The sequence below is a fragment of the Solibacillus sp. FSL R7-0682 genome, from assembly GCF_038005985.1.
Lineage (GTDB): Bacteria > Bacillota > Bacilli > Bacillales_A > Planococcaceae > Solibacillus.
Map to the genome: position 1 here is coordinate 1,592,455 of NZ_JBBOUI010000001.1, position 15,983 is coordinate 1,608,437.

The following is a 15,983-nucleotide window of genomic DNA, read 5'->3' on the forward strand; positions in this document are numbered from 1 at the left end:
AACAAGTTTAAAGGAGCAATCAACATGGGACAAATTTTTGAAGCACAATTAGTAGGCACAGACTTAAAAATTGGGATTGTCGTAGGACGATTTAATGAATTTATTAATGATAAATTACTGAGCGGCGCATTAGATGGTTTAAAGCGTCATGGAGTAGATGAAAATAATATTGATATCGCTTGGGTACCTGGAGCATTTGAAGTTCCGTTCATCACGAAAAAAATGGCGGAATCTTCAAAATATGATGCTGTAATAGGTCTTGGAACTGTCATTCGTGGCGCAACTACACATTATGATTATGTTTGCAATGAAGCAGCAAAAGGCATTGCAAAAGTAGGTTTAGATACAGGAGTACCAATAATTTTTGGCGTTGTCACAACAGAAAATATCGAGCAAGCAATCGAGCGAGCAGGTACAAAAGCTGGAAATAAAGGCTATGATAGTGCTATTTCAGCGATAGAAATGGCAAATTTGAATCGAATGTTTTAATTTGTTAATTAATAACAATTGTTGAAAAATGATGTAACGTATATATGATCTAATGTAAGAAATGTCATTTAGTCAAATAAATTTTAAATTTAGAGAGATAATAATCCTGATTGTATTTTTTACTTTACAGGAGGAAAAGAAATGGATCAGGAAATGAACTACGGTAGTGATTATAAATATGTTCCGGCAACTACAATTAATAGTGGTCGAGGGGAAGAAGTATTACCAGATATATTTTACTATACAATTCAAATTTCGAATATTTGCTTAGTGGGAGAGCAAAACACACAGGACTTTGTATTAGTTGATGCCGGCATGCCGGATTCTGCAGATCAAATTATTGCGATTACTGCTGAACGATTTGGTACAAAGAGTCGTCCTAAAGCAATTATTTTAACCCATGGGCATTTTGATCATGTAGGCGCATTAATTGAATTAGTGAGGCATTGGGAAGTACCTGTGTATGCCCATAAGCTAGAAATGCCCTATTTAACTGGGGAAAAAAGCTACCCTGAGCCGGATTCCACTGTAGAAGGTGGACTTATGGCAAAAATGGCACCATTTTTTCCACATGAACCAATTAATTTAGGCGATTATATTCATACTTTGCCGGAAGATGGTACTGTACCACATATGCCAGATTTTAAATGGATTCATACACCTGGACATACACCGGGACACATTTCATTATTTAGAGAAAAGGACGGGACTTTAATTGCGGGAGATGCATTTGTAACCGTAAAACAGGACTCCCTTACAAAAGTATATTTGCAGACACAAGAAATTAACGGTCCCCCAAAATATTTTACACCAGATTGGATCGCATCGAGGGAGTCTGTCATGAAACTAGAGGCACTAAAGCCAGAAGTTGCTGTCACAGGTCATGGTATTCCGATGTCTGGACAACAGCTAGCAGAAGGATTAGAAAAATTAGTGAAGAATTTCGACAACTTGGCCATTCCCGATCACGGAAAGTATGTAGATCGAAACTAATTAAATATAAAGCACTTTAAAATAGTAATGCTGTTTATCAATCAAAACGGGAAACCCGAAAACTAAGGTTTCCCGTTTCATTTTATGCGCTTAATTATTCTACTTTTCAACCCATATTGCCTTCGTATAAGCTATACTTAATCCCGCTCTTTCCATATTATTTTGGCTGACAGAGCCGTATTTTGCCTGTCCTACAACGAATTCGCATTCCTGTCTAGTCGCTTCCTGAATACGCTGCTTTATTAATGCACTTTGAATTCCTTTGTTTCTTAAGCCCGGTATCGTAGCTGCTGCGGCTAAATTCGCGATTCCATTTTGAATAAATAAAACACCTATTCCAACAGGTTCGTCTTCATAGGTAGCTATATAAAATGTCCAGTTTTGATTATTAAAAAGGATTTTATTATTTTTAGCTATTCCACTTTTTAAAAACGTTGGCATTTGAAAACCTTTCGTATATATATCTGCAAAAGTATCAAATTCCTGTTCTTTTAACTTTCGGATAATAATTCCTGAATTATGTATGGCAATCATTTCGTTTAGATTATTTTTAAGTGATGCGTAAAGTGTTGAATGAAAATCGTTGTGGAAAAGACCTGTTTCATTTAAGCGAGATAGTAATTTTGAAGATGTATGTGCTGGTGTTAATTCAAAACGAGCTGGAATTTCTTTTTGTTTGTAAAATTGTATAATGTGTTCGATTTGTTCTTCATCACCCTGTTTTAAACCTTTTACTGTATTAAAGGAAGGACCAGGCATGTTCTTTGCTGAAAATGCAGTAGCATGTCCAAACTTTTTAATTTCTACCTCCATCGGATTACCTTCTATTTTTTGAATCTCCGTAAGTCTTGAGGTTAAAGCATCAACCTCAGAATTTTCCAGCCTTTCTGCTAATTCTAGATTTAGTACTTTTAAATTCATCCTGCCTACCCCCGCTTTAAAATTCAGTGTATATATAACTGTTTCGATAGTCCACTTCAATTATCCTCCAAAATCCAATTTAGCGTGCCCTCGAATATTAAGTGTAAAGAAATTTTTTATACGGCAAACTTTTTTGTTAGTGTTACGTTTATAGTGTAAGAAAGGAAGTGAGTCTTTGGGTGAACAACTGGATTTGAATGAAGTGATGGAGCTGCACACGGAACGGCTTCTTCGAGTAGCCTTTTATTATACAAAAAATATACAAACTGCTGAGGATATCGTGCAGGATGTTTTCATTAAGTTTTATGAAGTCTATGAACATTACGAAGAGCGGGGTGAATTACAAGCATATTTAACACGCATGACGATTAATAAATGTAAAGATTATTTAAGAAGCTGGCATTATCGAAAACTACAATTTCTACAAAAATGGACGACAGCCAATCAAACAGACTTATTACATAATAAAATTGCTAAAGATGAGAAAGCTTTTTTACATGAACAAATATTACAATTACCTATAATGAATCGAGAAGTAATCGTTTATTATTATTTTGAAGAAATGTCCTTAGCTGAAATAGCCGTACTTTTAAACATTCCCTTAAGTACAGTAAAAACAAGAATGACACGTAGTCGTAGCTTGCTAAAACAAAAATTATCAATGTGCGAATGGGAGGGGCTATATGATGAATAATCAATTGCCAAAGCAACTTCAAAATTTATCTGACAATAAAAAACGGGTTATAAGGAAGGTCAATCAAAAAATTAACGACAATAAACAACCTCAACGTACAATTAGAAATAGAACAATTCCGATTTTGTTCACTGGGCTTATAACATGCATCATTATTTTGTCCGTCGTTTTTTTGACATTGGAAGTGAAACCACATCTTTCTTCGACTGATTTAAACGAGCAGCACAACTTGCAGGAACAAGTACGAGAAGCGAGCTTTACGATTATAGAAAATGTTACAGATGCGCCTACTTTTCATACAGAATGGCAAACTTCACCGAGTCAAAAGTGGCAGTTAACCCTCGATGGGAAAGGTGAATTTGGTGAAGAAGAAGGGATGGGGACTATATACTTACAGCATCGTGAAACGAATGAGATGACAGAATATATTTTAACTGACAATGAAAATAAAATGCGTACACCAAAAAAATTAGTATGGCTAGATGATAATCGAATACTAATGACGATTGGACTTTCCCAAGGAATGGTGTCACAGGGAGGGGATGTATATGTGTGGGATATTAGGAAAAATGCGCTCCTCCCACTTATTATCCTAACATCACCGCGTGAAGAAATTTCAAATGTTGAGCTAATAGAAAACAATCAGTTTATCTATGAAAAGTTTATTTATGAAACAGATCAAATGGAATATAACCAAAGTCGAATTGAAAATGGAACAATTGACCGAATAATGGGGACAGTGGAACAATTTGGGCAAGGTACAATGACCATCAAGCAAGAGAATGATGTGGTGGTCACATATGCAGTTGATTTAGAAAACATTCAGTATTGGTCTGGTGAAAAGCTTGAAGAAGTGGAGGAAGGGACCTTAAAAAACGGACATTTCGAAATAATAGTAGTAGACGGGATCGTTACGCTCATACTTAAGAAGTAATGTAAATAAAGCACTTCCACGGCGTATTAATCTATAAAGTGGAAGTGCTTTTATGTAGCATTTTTACGATTCAAATTGCAAATATTCTAATACGTTGCCGAATGGGTCCTTAATGCGAATAAATTTGCCAGGAGGACAGCTTGTTGGTACATCGATAATAAATTCAACATTGGCATCCTTTAAAAAAGCTACCGTCTCCTCAATATTTTCTGTTTGCAAACCGAGGACAATGCCAGGTGATTGACCTTCAGAATTGGTTGATGTCTTGTCATTTTCTTCTAGAACGATTGGTAAATCTCCATGGAGAAGGGAAACGATTTTAGGGCCGTAATGTTTAGAAATTTCAAATCCTAAAACATTCGTATAAAAATCAATAGCTTTACTTATGTCCGGAACATAAATACTAATGACGCAAATACTAGTTTTCATTAGACAACCTCCTTTATTTATTTACTATCATTCGACTATTATTGTGATATTCCTTTTTTATTCTTTAGACTTTTTCTGTTGGCGTTAACCCTAACTCATTAAATTTGTCTACTATTTTCTGATAGCGAAGCTCATATTCTTCTTCAGAAAGTATTTCATTTAATAACTGCTGTGGTGTATGCACCTGCCCACCCTTTACTACATATGCAATATTCATTGTTTGCTCAATGTCCTTTAGTGGATTGTCGTTTAATACGAGAATATCCGTAGTAAAACCTTCTTGTATTTTTCCTAAGTGTGGGATGTTTAAAGCTTGTGCGGCCTTTGACGTTGCTGCAAAAATGGCCTCAAATGATGTGAAGCCTGCTTCAACAAATAACTGTAGTTCTCGATGCAGTGCAAGACCAGGGTAGGTGAATATACCAGCTGGTGTATCGGTGCCTGCTACTACAGTGCCACCCATTTTAAAATACGTATGGGCAATCTTTTGGATTGTTTTAACATGCTGACCTAACTTTTTTAACTGGTCCCCATAAGTTAATTGATTTTCCCACATCTTTATTAAGCTTCCTATTTCATGGATATGATTGGCTATAAGATGTTCAGGCTTCCAATATTGGTCTACTAAATTTAGCTGATCATATAAAGTTAAGGTTGGACAAAAAGCTACATCATATTGTAGAAGTTGTTTGCAAATGTCCTGAATTAATGCTTCATCAGGCTCGTTCCAAGGAATTTGAGCATATACATTCTCTGGCGCATTCATTGTAAAGTTTGGATACATTGCCTGAAGTACGCCAGAACAATGCTCGACCCATTTTATCCCCATTTTTGCTGCGTCTAATGCATGCATTTTTTTTGAATGAAGAATATCACAGCTTACTTCTTTCCCAAATTGCCTTGCCTCATCTACAACAATTTCCATAATCATTGGATCAAGCCAGCCGTAAACCTTTATAAAATGGGCCCCAAGTGCAACTTGTCTACGCACTTCCTCACGGGCAGCCTGTTCTTCAGTAATATTGACATTGTAAGGACTGTCTGCTCCCCATATACCTGGAGGCCCATCAATCATTCGATCGGCTGAAATAACGCGCGGTGTAAATGAATCGGCAGCTGCTTTCATTAACTGCTCAAGCTCGATAATACTACCAGCTGTATTACGAACAGTTGTCACGCCAGCAGCTGTAAAGTATTGTGCAAAATTTTCTTTAATATGCACATGCATATCAATTAATCCTGGGATAAGCCATAGATTTTCACATGAAATGATGAGTACGTCTTCAACCAAGATGTCAGCTGAGACTTGTAAAATCGTATCACCATGTAACAAAATGTCTTTTTGTTCAAATAAACCTGTTGTCATATTTAACACATTGCCGTCTTTTAAAAGTATCATTCAAACCACTCCTTTTAATTTATATTTAAAATGTTAATACAATTAAAATTATTTGTCTATTTAAAATTTTAATTGTATTGAAATTATTGTATAATGAACAACATAGAGGTGAGCGTATGAGTACGTTAGGAAAAAAAATAAAAGCACGTAGAAAAGAAATGAAGCTAACTTTAAAGGAGCTAGCAGGAGATGATTTTTCCTACAGCTTACTAAGTCAAATTGAGAATGATAAAGCTAATCCGTCGATGGAGACCCTTCAAAAGTTGGCAGAAAAGCTTCAACTCGTTGCAAGCGAATTGTTAAATCCAGTGGATATAGAGTTGTATAAGCAACTTCTTATAGAAAATGAAAGGAAATTTGTAATGCCTTATGATCGGGATCCAAAAGTCGATCGTGCAATTTTAGAATCGATACAGCCTCACATTGAGCATTTCACATATCGGTATTATGAAGAAGCACGTTTATGTGAGCTGTTTTGTATGTCTTCGTATTACGTAACGAATGAATTAAACGAGCCATTAATGAATCGGGCAATTGACTATTATCGTCAATCAGGTGCCATTCAACATTTGTATAAGGCGCAATTGTTTGTTATTAATTATTATTTTGCCCAAAAGGAATATGAAGAAAGTCATCGTAAAATAAAGGAGCTTTTATTAAAGTTACCTCAAGAAGAGTACTTACTCGATACGAAGACGATATTGGATTGCTTATTTTTAAAAAGCATGTTAGAGAGTGCAGTAGGAAATTATGGGGAATCTTTGCAGGCAATTGATAAATGTTTTACTATTGCCCATGAGCAATCCTTTTATGCCCGTTTTGACCGTATGCTCCAATCTCGCACGTTGTTAACGATTCAATTAAATGATGAAATAGAAGTTCAGCAGCAGCTTCAAGCATTTAAACGGTATGTAGACTTTACAGAAAATGTGTACAATGAGGCACATTATATGTATACGTATCTTCATGTAGAAAACCGGTTAAATGAAAAACCAACTATAGTAGAAGAGGCAAGAAGTTATATAGAGGCACATGATGAAGAGGAGTATGGGCCACTGTCGGTCATTTTTAATCAAGAGATTGGCTATGCCTATTGGAAACAGGGAGACTATGAAAAGGCTTTGGATGAATTAAAATCGTTTGACATTCCACCTTATTTAATTCATCCATTAGATCGTGCAGCAGGATTAGAAATATTGGCTATTCGTGCGTATTGTTATGAGATGCTAGGGGATAGAGCAAGCGCTGTCGAGGAAATTAGCCAATGCCATCAGCAAATGAAAAAATTCCCACCATCTACTTATAAACAACATGTGGATGAAATTTATAAAGACATTATGAGGCTCTAATGTTAATTTTGAAAGGAAATAAAAGAAAGAATTAACTACTACTGATGAATTATACAGGAGCGTTAGTATAAAAAGCTCAACGCTTTTTGTTGCTGCTGCTAGTTAGTGTAACAAAGCAGATCATCTGTATTTACCCTTATAGTGAGGAGGCTAAAAGTTTTAATCCTTGAATGAAAGACATATCTTCTTATCAGGAGGAATTGAATGTCAAAAAAGATAGGGGTTACTTTAGTACTGCTAATACTAGGAATAACATTATACTTGTTAAAAACCCCCTTTACATCGGACGCTCATGTCACAACGCAAAAACCTTTCGTTACGATTGAAGAAGTTACATTAAATAAGGTAATTGAAAAACTTCAGGAGAAATATGTGGGGGTTGATGTGACAATAACGCCAAACAAAGAGCTGGTGTTACAAGTTGTAGGAGATGTAGAATATTTTAATTCCATTAAAAAAGAAATGGAATCTATTGCGAGAAGTGTTATCGAAGGTTCCATATTAAAGGAATATACGGTTATTTTTAAGAGATGGGATTTGATTGGTCATGCAGATAAAATGATCGGTAAAGAAATCCAACTGATTCTTCAAACTTTAACGTACGGTCTAAAAGATTACGAAGAAATCAAACGTATTACTACTGAATCTCAACAACGACTAATTACTATTCATACAACACTAAAAGGTAAGGATAAAAATGCACAAAAGGCAGCATTTGAAATTGAACAGAAAGTAAAGGTTCTTTTAAAATCGAATGAACTAAATTCATTAGCAACTCTACACTCATATAGTTTTAAGATAGTAAATATTGAAGGAATAGAAATCAATAGTTAACTCAAAATTATATTTTGAAAGTCAGTAAACATAAAAATGTTTACTGACTTTTTTCAATCCACTAGTAACTAAAAGGTTACATATTTGTTATTGCCCTTGGAGCTGACTCACTAAAGATTTTGCTTGTGTATCTAGCTGACAGGCTGACTCATCAATTTCAATAAATTCACGTACTGCTTGTTCGATACGAATTTGACTTTCTGATATCGTCTTTTCTGATTTTTCTGTTCCTAAGCTAATAATCTGAACTTGTTCAGTTATACTTTTTACGTTAGTTTGTACTTCTTGAGTGGCTTTCTTTGACTGATTTGCTAACTTTTGAACCTCACCAGCAACAACGTTAAAAGCACGTCCATGTTCACCAGCATGAGCAGCTTGGATTGCTGCATTTAATGCCAATAAATTCGTTTGTGAAGCAATATCTTCGATAGTTTTTACTATACCTTGGATGGATATTGTTTGATTTTTAAGCTTTTGTAAAACTTCGATGTTTTCCTTCGTTAGTTCAACTATTTCTTTTATTGCAGATGTCACTTCATAACTGCTGTTAATACCTTTTTCTGCACGTCTTTTCAAATCACTCGACATTTTTTGTAAATTATATGTAACATTAGCGGTACCGTTTTCGCGAGCTGTAATATTGGTTGCTACTTTTATTACTGCACTTATTAATCCACTTTCATCAAAAACTGGAGTGTACGTTGCCTCAAGCCAGATTAAATCTCCCTGTTTTGTTACTCTCTGAATTTTTTGTTGGAAAGATTTACCGCTTCGTAAATTTTCCCAGAAAATATTATATTCTGGACTATTTACAAACTCAGAAGTACAGAATTGCCTATGGTGTAAAGTAGATAATTCATCTGCTTTATAGCCCATCACTTGTGAGAAATTTTGATTTGCCCAAAGTACATTCCCATAAGGGTCAAATTCAATTAATGCTAACGATGATTCTAATGCAGCGAGTACGGAATATTGATCTAATACTTGTGTACTTATTGGCTTTGTAAAAGTTTTAATCATTATATACTTATCTCCCATTCTTATATAGAATCACTATTTTTGCTAGTTTGATTATAATAATTATTAGACCTAATGTCATATTTTAAGTGCAAGAAAATACAACTATAGTTAAAAATGGGTAAATATAACTACTTAAAGTTGGTTGGAAAATTAATCCGCTAATAATGTTTATTAGCATAATTATACGCAAAGTAGAGGATTTAAGTTTAATGGAGTAAATATTGTAAAATAATTTTGACAATTAAAATGAAAACGGATACATTGTTAATAGTTAACTGTTAACAATTTTCTCGAGAAGGAATTATGACTATGAAAAACTTAAAAACAAACTTGAGTAAGCAAGTTGAACAGATTTTGAGAAGTAGAATAATGCTTTTAGAATTAAAAGAAGGCGAACATTTGAAGGAAAACAATCTCGCAATTGAATTTAATATAAGTCGAGGTCCTATTCGTGAAGCGATTATAAAGCTAGAGCAGGAAGGGTTAGTAGCCACTTCGTCAAATGGGCGTACACTCGTTTCAAAATTTGATATTCGTTATATTAAAAATTTATACGACGTACGTATTCTTCTGGAAAAGTATGCAATTCAATCTTTGGATGAGGAATTAGTTGCATGTGACAAGGAAGAAATGAATGAACTTATTCGTCAGATGATTGAAAACGTTGGGGATAATGAGTTGTATCATGAGGCAGATTTAAATTTCCATTTTCAAATAGTAAAAATGACAAAAAATATTACGCTTATTAATTCATGGTTAGGGATGAAAGAATTATTTTCCACTTTAATCCAAGTGACGACAAAGGCATCTACTGAACGAAGTCAAGAAATTATGCAAGAACATCAGCAAATATATGATGCGATTAGCAATAAACAATTTGAAAAAGCAAGTAAATACTTAGAAGACCATTTAAAAAGTGCCGCAGATTATTATTGCGAAGCTGTATTTCGCTTACAAAATATGGAGGTGTAAAATGGCTAACAAGATTAGATGTGCCATTGTTGGATCTGGGAATATTGGGACAGATTTATTATACAAATTACAAAGAAGTGAGTTACTAGAGCCGACTGTAATGGTTGGAATTGATATAGACTCTAAAGGCTTAGCACTTGCTAAAGAGCAGGGGCTAAAAGTAGTTTACAATGGCGTGGAAGGATTAGCAGGCTTGAAAGATGAAATCGATTTCATTTTTGAGGCAACTTCTGCAAAAGCCCATCTTGCCAATGCTCCATTATTTAAGGATTGGGGCAAGAAAGTAATAGATTTAACGCCAGCAGCTGTAGGACCATTTATGATTCCAGCGGTAAACTTAACGAATTTGCAAATTAATGAGTTAGATAATGTCAACATGGTCACATGCGGTGGTCAGGCGACAGTGCCAATTGTTAGTGCAATTTCAAAGATTGTAGATGTAACATACGCAGAAATTGTTTCTTCTGTATCGAGTAAAAGTGCAGGTCCAGGTACACGTCAAAACATAGATGAATTTACTGTCACTACAGCAAAAGCATTGCGTGAAGTTGGAGGAGCAAAAGAATCGAAAACAATTATTGTGTTAAATCCTGCTGACCCGCCAATTTTAATGCGTAATACAATTTATGCAAAGATTGAACGATACTCAGAAGATATTTACACTAAAATTCAGCAGTCACTTGATGCAATGGTTGAAACATTACAGAGCTATGTACCAGGTTATCGCTATAAATCACAGCCAGTATTTAAAGAAGATATAATTACAGTTCAAATAGAAGTGGAAGGTATGGGGGATTTTCTGCCGGTGTATGCAGGCAACTTAGACATTATTACTGCAGCAGCTGTTAAGACAGCAGAAATGATGGCAGTTAGCCTAAAAAGCGGGGTAAATAGCTAATGACGAAAAAAATAGTAATTAATGATGTTACTTTACGCGATGGTATGCATGCAATTTCGCACCAATACAGTAAGGAGCAGATTGCAGAGCTTACACGAATTATTGATGAATCAGGTGTAGACATTATCGAAGCGACACATGGTGACGGATTAGGTGGTAGTTCCATTCAATATGGTTTTTCGAAAGAATCAGAGGATGATATTATACGTACGGCTGTTGAAAATGCAAAAACCGCTAAAGTAGGTGTTCTATTAGTTCCGGGTATTGGAACAATTGAACATTTAAAAAATGCACATCAACTTGGTGTCCAAACGGTTCGTGTAGCAACACACTGTACAGAGGCAGATGTATCCGAGCAACATATTAAAGCAGGTGTCCGCTTAGGTATGGACACAGTAGGTTTCTTGATGATGTCACATCGTACAACACCAGAAAACCTGTTAGAGGAAGCAAAAAAAATGGAGTCTTATGGTGCACAAACTATTTATGTTGTGGATTCAGCAGGTGCGCTAACAATGGATGATGTACGACGTAGAATACAATTATTTAAAGCTAATTTATCCACACAAATAGGCTTCCATGCCCATAATAATTTATCACTTGGTGTTGCTAATTCAATTGTTGCGATTGAAGAAGGGGCCGATCGTATTGATGCTAGTTTAGCAGGTATGGGTGCAGGAGCAGGGAATGCTTCATTAGAACAATTAGTTGCTTTAATGAATCGTTTGAAAATTGATCACAATGTAGATTTATATAAGGTGATGGATGCGGCTGAATATACAATGAAGCCAATGATGGTGCGTCCAGTTCAAATTGATAGATTAAGTTTGATGCTTGGTTACACAGGTGTTTATTCGAGTTTTTTACTTTTCGCTGAGCGAGCAGGTAAAGAATACGGTGTCGATGCACGTGATATATTAGTTAAAATTTCGGAGATGAATGCAGTTGGGGGACAAGAGGACTGGATCATTGGTGTAGCACAAGAGTTAGCCAATCAAAAAGTGTAGGGGGATGTAAAATGTCGACGTTCAAAAAATGGGGTTTAGTATTTGTTATGGCATTATTAGTTTCTGTTCTGGCAGCTTGTAGTGGTTCGGATGAATCGAGTGTGGGGGAAGCAAGTAGCGGCACAGAAGGGGGTTCAGGGAGCAAAACATATGTAATTAAGGCAGGACATGCTGCATCTGAAGAACATTTTGCACAAGCGACATTTGAAAAGTTTAAAGAATTAGTTGAAGAAAAATCAGACGGTCAAATAAAAGTTGAAATTTATCCAAATGGTCAAGTTGGTGGTGAGCGTGAAATGGTTGAAGCGCTGCAACTAGGTAATTTAACACTTGCGGCGCCATCCAGTTCTGTTGTTACCGCATTTTCACCAAGCATGTACTTATGGGATTTGCCATTCTTATTTAAAGATGCAAATCAAGCACATACCGTATTAGACGGAGCAGTTGGTCAAGAAGTACTTGCTGATTTGGAAGCAGTAGGGATTAAAGGATTAGGCTATTGGGAAAATGGATTCCGCCATATTATGAACGATAAACATCCGGTAAATAAACTAGAAGATATGAAAGGTTTAAAATTCCGAACTTTAGAGAGTCAACAACAAATTCAAATGTGGAATGCAACAGGTGCAAATGCTACGCCAATCGCGTTCACAGAGTTATATTCTGCTTTACAACAAGGAACAGTCGATGGTGCTGAATCACCATTGGCCTTAATGTATGCACAAAAATTCCAAGAAGTTCAACAATATTTAACATTATCAGGTCACCTTTATTCACCATGGCCAGTGCTTATGAATAAAGCATTCTTTGATGGTTTACCTGCAGATTTACAACAAGTTGTGCTAGATGCAGTTGAGGAAACGAAAGCACATAACCGTCAACTATCAGCAGACGATGAGCAAAAATCATTAAAGTTACTTGAAGACGGTGGTATGACATATAACGAGCTCACAGCAGATGAAAAAGCACGTTTCCAAGAGGCAATGCAAGTTGTTTACCCCGAAATTAGTGGGTTAGCTGGCGAAGAAATCTTTAATAAGCTTATGGAAGAAGTGAAGTAATATGTGAATGCGGTAGTCTACGATGGCTACCGCTTTCTTTAAAGGGGGCTATGCGTATGAAAAAGTTGTTATTAGTTTTTAATAATATCGAACGAGCCTTAATCACAATAATGATGATGATTATGGTCGTATTAATTTTTACACAAGTATTTACACGCTATGTTTTAGGCAGCTCATTAGGCTGGACAGAGGAAGCTTCTCGCTATTTATTTATTTGGCTAATATTCCTATCAATTGGGATTGCATTTGTAGATAAAAAGCATATTAGTATTGATATTTTATTAGATATGTTACCGAGAGCATTTCAAAAATTAATTTTACAAATTAGTTATGTATGTTTAATGGGCTTATCGATTTTCTTATTTATGCAAGGTATGGATTTAGTAAGTAAACTCCAACAATTTGCACAAAAATCTTCTACACTTCAAATACCGATGTGGATGATTTATTTATCATTACCAGTAGGGTTTTTAGTAGCATTTGTTCGTCTTATTCATGTGTCGATTTTATTGTATGTGAAAAAAGAAGACGAAAAGGAAAGTGAGGTTAATCCAATCGTATGACACCTACATTCATCTTATTTGGACTATTAATCATTTTCCTTTTATTATCTGTACCAGTAGGATTTGCTCTGCTCTTAGCGAGTTTAGGGACGATTGTATTGGCTGATGTCGAAATTCCATTTAGTATTTTAACGCAAGTTATGGTTACGGCTAATGATTCGTTTCCATTAATGGCCATTCCGTTTTTCATTTTAGCGGGTGTGCTTATGGGACGCGGTGGTGTTTCGGAGCGGCTATTAAATATTGCGAACTCATTTGTTGGTCATTATCGTGGTGGTTTTGCGATTGCGGCCGTATTAACAGCAATGTTCTTTTCAGCAATCTCTGGTTCAGGACCTGCAACTGTTGCAGCAATCGGTTCAATTATGATTCCTGAAATGGTAAAACGTGGATATAAAAAATTGTTTGCTACTGCTTTAATTGCATCTGCAGGAACGATCGGGATTGTCATTCCACCAAGTATACCGTTAGTCATTTATGGAGTGTCTTCAGGCACTTCGATTGGTGATTTATTTAAAGCTGGTGTTATTCCGGGAATTCTAATGGGTGGCGCTTTAATGTTATGGGCCTACATTCACGCGAAAAAAGAAAATTATAAGCCAGATTCTAAAGCGACATGGAAAGAACGATTACATCATATTAACCGTGGTAAAGGCGCATTGCTTATGCCCGTTGTAATTTTAGGTGGGATTTATGGGGGGATTTTTACACCAACAGAAGCGGCTGTTATTGCCGTAGTTTATGGATTAATTTTAAGCTTTTTCATTTACCGAGAGCTTACTTGGAAGGATACGATTGCATTATTTTACGATTCAGCCGTTTCTACAGGTTCGATTATGGTAATCGTAGCAGCTGCGGCCGTATTTGGTCGCATTTTAACACTTGAACAAATACCAAACAACGTTGCTGCAACAATGCTTTCATTATCAGATAATCCAATTGTATTTTTATTACTAGTGAATATCCTGCTAATAATAGTGGGAACATTTATGGAAACAATTGCTGCTGTAATTATATTAACACCCATTTTATTGCCGTTGAGTACTCAAATGGGTATTGATCCTGTACATTTTGGAATCATCATGATTGTAAACTTAAGTATTGGATTTATAACACCGCCGTTAGGGATGAATCTATTTGTTGCATCTAGTATTTCTAATATTAAAATTGTTCAGCTAAGTAAAGGGATCGTTCCAGGCTTTATAACTTTAGTGATTGTGTTATTTGTCATCACGTACATTTCATGGTTCTCACTTGTCTTAGTTTAGGAGGAAAATACATGTTTAAAGTTACATTAGTAGATTATGAATGGGAAGATATTGAGTTAGAAAAACGGATGTTTTCGGAGGCTGGAATAAAGCTGCAAGTGCTTCAATCGAGAGATAAAGGAGAAATTATTGAAGCAGCAAAGAATTCGGATGCATTACTCGTTTTATATGCAAATATTGATGAGGAAGTATTGGCATCAGCTCCAAATCTTCAAATAGTATCTCGTTATGGGATTGGCGTAAATATGATTGATGTCGATTATGCAACACAAGTTGGTATTCAAGTTGCTAATGTGAATGATTATTGTGTGGATGAAGTATCCGATCATGCATTAGCTAGCATTTTAGCAGGTGCACGTCGTTTATTTGAATATAATGAAGATACAGCAAACGGTAATTGGGATTTTAAAGCAGCTAAACGTCCATTACGCGCTTCGAAGGCAATTGTAGGATTGCTTGGATACGGCAAAATTCCAAAGCGTTTAGCAGTTAAGCTAAATGCGATTGGCTATAATGTACTCGCATTTGATCCGTTTGTAGATGCTAACACAATGGCCATTGATGATGTCACTAAAGCTACTGTTGAGGAGATTATGGAAGTAAGTGATTTCGTATCGGTACATGTTCCTTTAATTAAAGCGACACATCATTTAATTGGAGAAAATGAGTTTAATAGAGCAAAAAAAATGCCTTATATTATCAATACGGCTCGCGGGCCAATTATTGATGAACATGCACTTATCAAAGCGATTCAAAATAATCAAATAGCAGGTGCCTTTTTAGATGTTACAGAAGAGGAGCCATTAGCAGTAGATAGTGTTTTAAGAAAAATGAAAAATGTTGTACTCACACCTCATGCGGCATGGTATTCGGAAGATGCATATCGTGAAATTCGTGAGAAGGCAGTAATGAATATTATCGAAAAATCAAAAGGTCAAAAGCCAACGTATGCGCTAAATTAACATAGATCCATTTAGTGATATATGGTTTTGTACGGATGTTTTTTGCGTACAGAGCTTTAAATATTGAATCCTATAGGGGGAAAGTAAAAGAGAACGCAAAATATTAGCACTTGTGATGATTATATTCACAAGTGCTTTTTTTAATTTAATTATTGAAAGATTAATATGAAACTTGTCCTAATTATATTAA

Annotated in this window: 17 protein-coding genes; 13 read left to right on the forward strand and 4 right to left on the reverse strand. The window is 35.6% G+C overall.

Translation table 11 applies throughout. The annotated features are described in order from the left end of the window. Positions 1 to 24: 24 nt before the first annotated feature. Together ribH and MKZ17_RS08120 are read left to right on the forward strand one after the other, a co-directional pair. Positions 25 to 489 carry a 6,7-dimethyl-8-ribityllumazine synthase gene (gene ribH, locus MKZ17_RS08115; RefSeq protein WP_340723238.1) on the forward strand — a complete coding sequence of 155 codons (465 nt, stop codon included), beginning with the start codon at positions 25 to 27 and terminating at the stop codon, positions 487 to 489. 141 nt (positions 490 to 630) lie between these two features. Further along, positions 631 to 1,482, forward strand: coding sequence for an MBL fold metallo-hydrolase (locus MKZ17_RS08120; protein WP_340723239.1), 852 nt, complete (start codon positions 631 to 633; stop codon positions 1,480 to 1,482). A 99-nt stretch (positions 1,483 to 1,581) separates the two neighbouring features. Here the strand turns inward: MKZ17_RS08120 and MKZ17_RS08125 are convergent, their stop codons facing one another. Then, positions 1,582 to 2,403 (reverse strand): GNAT family N-acetyltransferase, encoded by an 822-nt coding sequence (locus MKZ17_RS08125; protein ID WP_340723240.1) that lies wholly within the window; start codon positions 2,401 to 2,403, stop codon positions 1,582 to 1,584. 175 nt (positions 2,404 to 2,578) lie between these two features. On the opposite strand from MKZ17_RS08125, the gene MKZ17_RS08130 reads away from it, so the two are divergent. Then, positions 2,579 to 3,097: a sigma-70 family RNA polymerase sigma factor gene (locus tag MKZ17_RS08130; protein ID WP_340723241.1), complete on the forward strand. Its 519-nt coding sequence runs from the start codon at positions 2,579 to 2,581 to the stop codon at positions 3,095 to 3,097. After that, positions 3,087 to 4,031: a DUF4652 domain-containing protein gene (locus tag MKZ17_RS08135; protein ID WP_340723242.1), complete on the forward strand. Its 945-nt coding sequence runs from the start codon at positions 3,087 to 3,089 to the stop codon at positions 4,029 to 4,031. Before MKZ17_RS08130 ends, MKZ17_RS08135 begins: the two co-directional genes overlap by 11 nt. Positions 4,032 to 4,094: 63 nt before the next feature. Here the strand turns inward: MKZ17_RS08135 and MKZ17_RS08140 are convergent, their stop codons facing one another. Then, positions 4,095 to 4,460 (reverse strand): VOC family protein, encoded by a 366-nt coding sequence (locus tag MKZ17_RS08140; RefSeq protein WP_340723243.1) that lies wholly within the window; start codon positions 4,458 to 4,460, stop codon positions 4,095 to 4,097. A 64-nt stretch (positions 4,461 to 4,524) separates the two neighbouring features. Continuing rightward, positions 4,525 to 5,859, reverse strand: a complete 1,335-nt coding sequence (locus tag MKZ17_RS08145) for an amidohydrolase family protein (RefSeq protein ID WP_340723244.1) — start codon at positions 5,857 to 5,859, stop codon at positions 4,525 to 4,527. Positions 5,860 to 5,975: 116 nt separating this feature from the next. On the opposite strand from MKZ17_RS08145, the gene MKZ17_RS08150 reads away from it, so the two are divergent. Continuing rightward, positions 5,976 to 7,208 (forward strand): helix-turn-helix domain-containing protein, encoded by a 1,233-nt coding sequence (locus tag MKZ17_RS08150; RefSeq protein WP_340723245.1) that lies wholly within the window; start codon positions 5,976 to 5,978, stop codon positions 7,206 to 7,208. Between the two features lie 204 nt (positions 7,209 to 7,412). After that, positions 7,413 to 8,042, forward strand: coding sequence for a hypothetical protein (locus MKZ17_RS08155; RefSeq protein WP_340723246.1), 630 nt, complete (start codon positions 7,413 to 7,415; stop codon positions 8,040 to 8,042). Between the two features lie 87 nt (positions 8,043 to 8,129). Here MKZ17_RS08155 and MKZ17_RS08160 read toward each other — a convergent pair whose 3' ends face one another. Then, complete coding sequence (locus MKZ17_RS08160; protein WP_340723247.1) at positions 8,130 to 9,062, reverse strand: methyl-accepting chemotaxis protein; 933 nt, start codon at positions 9,060 to 9,062, stop codon at positions 8,130 to 8,132. A 309-nt stretch (positions 9,063 to 9,371) separates the two neighbouring features. Between MKZ17_RS08160 and MKZ17_RS08165 the strand changes: the two genes are divergently transcribed. From MKZ17_RS08165 to MKZ17_RS08195, 7 genes are read left to right on the forward strand one after another with little or no spacing between them, the layout of a single operon-like run. Next, a complete protein-coding gene (locus MKZ17_RS08165) occupies positions 9,372 to 10,034 on the forward strand; it encodes a GntR family transcriptional regulator (protein WP_340723248.1) in 663 nt (220 codons plus the stop codon). A gap of 1 nt (position 10,035) precedes the next feature. Beyond that, on the forward strand, positions 10,036 to 10,932 hold the full coding sequence (locus MKZ17_RS08170) for an acetaldehyde dehydrogenase (acetylating) (RefSeq protein ID WP_340723249.1): 897 nt from the start codon (positions 10,036 to 10,038) through the stop codon (positions 10,930 to 10,932). Next, on the forward strand, positions 10,932 to 11,939 hold the full coding sequence (gene dmpG, locus MKZ17_RS08175; RefSeq protein ID WP_340723251.1) for a 4-hydroxy-2-oxovalerate aldolase: 1,008 nt from the start codon (positions 10,932 to 10,934) through the stop codon (positions 11,937 to 11,939). Before MKZ17_RS08170 ends, dmpG begins: the two co-directional genes overlap by 1 nt. A gap of 11 nt (positions 11,940 to 11,950) precedes the next feature. Continuing rightward, a complete protein-coding gene (locus MKZ17_RS08180) occupies positions 11,951 to 13,000 on the forward strand; it encodes a TRAP transporter substrate-binding protein (RefSeq protein ID WP_340723252.1) in 1,050 nt (349 codons plus the stop codon). A 56-nt stretch (positions 13,001 to 13,056) separates the two neighbouring features. Beyond that, on the forward strand, positions 13,057 to 13,563 hold the full coding sequence (locus MKZ17_RS08185; protein ID WP_340723253.1) for a TRAP transporter small permease: 507 nt from the start codon (positions 13,057 to 13,059) through the stop codon (positions 13,561 to 13,563). Further along, positions 13,560 to 14,831, forward strand: coding sequence for a TRAP transporter large permease (locus MKZ17_RS08190; protein WP_340723254.1), 1,272 nt, complete (start codon positions 13,560 to 13,562; stop codon positions 14,829 to 14,831). Before MKZ17_RS08185 ends, MKZ17_RS08190 begins: the two co-directional genes overlap by 4 nt. 11 nt (positions 14,832 to 14,842) lie before the next feature. Beyond that, the gene (locus MKZ17_RS08195; RefSeq protein ID WP_340723255.1) at positions 14,843 to 15,793 is read left to right on the forward strand and encodes a C-terminal binding protein; all 951 of its coding nucleotides are present in this window, start codon (positions 14,843 to 14,845) and stop codon (positions 15,791 to 15,793) included. Positions 15,794 to 15,983 lie beyond the last annotated feature (190 nt).

What these genes read in the sequence shown, in the direction of transcription:
- ribH (WP_340723238.1), top strand. Translation starts at nt 25, where the DNA reads ATGGGACAAATTTTTGAAGCACAATTAGTAGGCACAGACTTAAAAATT.
- MKZ17_RS08120 (WP_340723239.1), top strand. Translation starts at nt 631, where the DNA reads ATGGATCAGGAAATGAACTACGGTAGTGATTATAAATATGTTCCGGCA.
- MKZ17_RS08125 (WP_340723240.1), bottom strand. Translation starts at nt 2,403, where the DNA reads ATGAATTTAAAAGTACTAAATCTAGAATTAGCAGAAAGGCTGGAAAAT.
- MKZ17_RS08135 (WP_340723242.1), top strand. Translation starts at nt 3,087, where the DNA reads ATGATGAATAATCAATTGCCAAAGCAACTTCAAAATTTATCTGACAAT.
- MKZ17_RS08140 (WP_340723243.1), bottom strand. Translation starts at nt 4,460, where the DNA reads ATGAAAACTAGTATTTGCGTCATTAGTATTTATGTTCCGGACATAAGT.
- MKZ17_RS08145 (WP_340723244.1), bottom strand. Translation starts at nt 5,859, where the DNA reads ATGATACTTTTAAAAGACGGCAATGTGTTAAATATGACAACAGGTTTA.
- MKZ17_RS08150 (WP_340723245.1), top strand. Translation starts at nt 5,976, where the DNA reads ATGAGTACGTTAGGAAAAAAAATAAAAGCACGTAGAAAAGAAATGAAG.
- MKZ17_RS08155 (WP_340723246.1), top strand. Translation starts at nt 7,413, where the DNA reads ATGTCAAAAAAGATAGGGGTTACTTTAGTACTGCTAATACTAGGAATA.
- MKZ17_RS08160 (WP_340723247.1), bottom strand. Translation starts at nt 9,062, where the DNA reads ATGATTAAAACTTTTACAAAGCCAATAAGTACACAAGTATTAGATCAA.
- MKZ17_RS08165 (WP_340723248.1), top strand. Translation starts at nt 9,372, where the DNA reads ATGAAAAACTTAAAAACAAACTTGAGTAAGCAAGTTGAACAGATTTTG.
- MKZ17_RS08170 (WP_340723249.1), top strand. Translation starts at nt 10,036, where the DNA reads ATGGCTAACAAGATTAGATGTGCCATTGTTGGATCTGGGAATATTGGG.
- dmpG (WP_340723251.1), top strand. Translation starts at nt 10,932, where the DNA reads ATGACGAAAAAAATAGTAATTAATGATGTTACTTTACGCGATGGTATG.
- MKZ17_RS08180 (WP_340723252.1), top strand. Translation starts at nt 11,951, where the DNA reads ATGTCGACGTTCAAAAAATGGGGTTTAGTATTTGTTATGGCATTATTA.
- MKZ17_RS08185 (WP_340723253.1), top strand. Translation starts at nt 13,057, where the DNA reads ATGAAAAAGTTGTTATTAGTTTTTAATAATATCGAACGAGCCTTAATC.
- MKZ17_RS08190 (WP_340723254.1), top strand. Translation starts at nt 13,560, where the DNA reads ATGACACCTACATTCATCTTATTTGGACTATTAATCATTTTCCTTTTA.
- MKZ17_RS08195 (WP_340723255.1), top strand. Translation starts at nt 14,843, where the DNA reads ATGTTTAAAGTTACATTAGTAGATTATGAATGGGAAGATATTGAGTTA.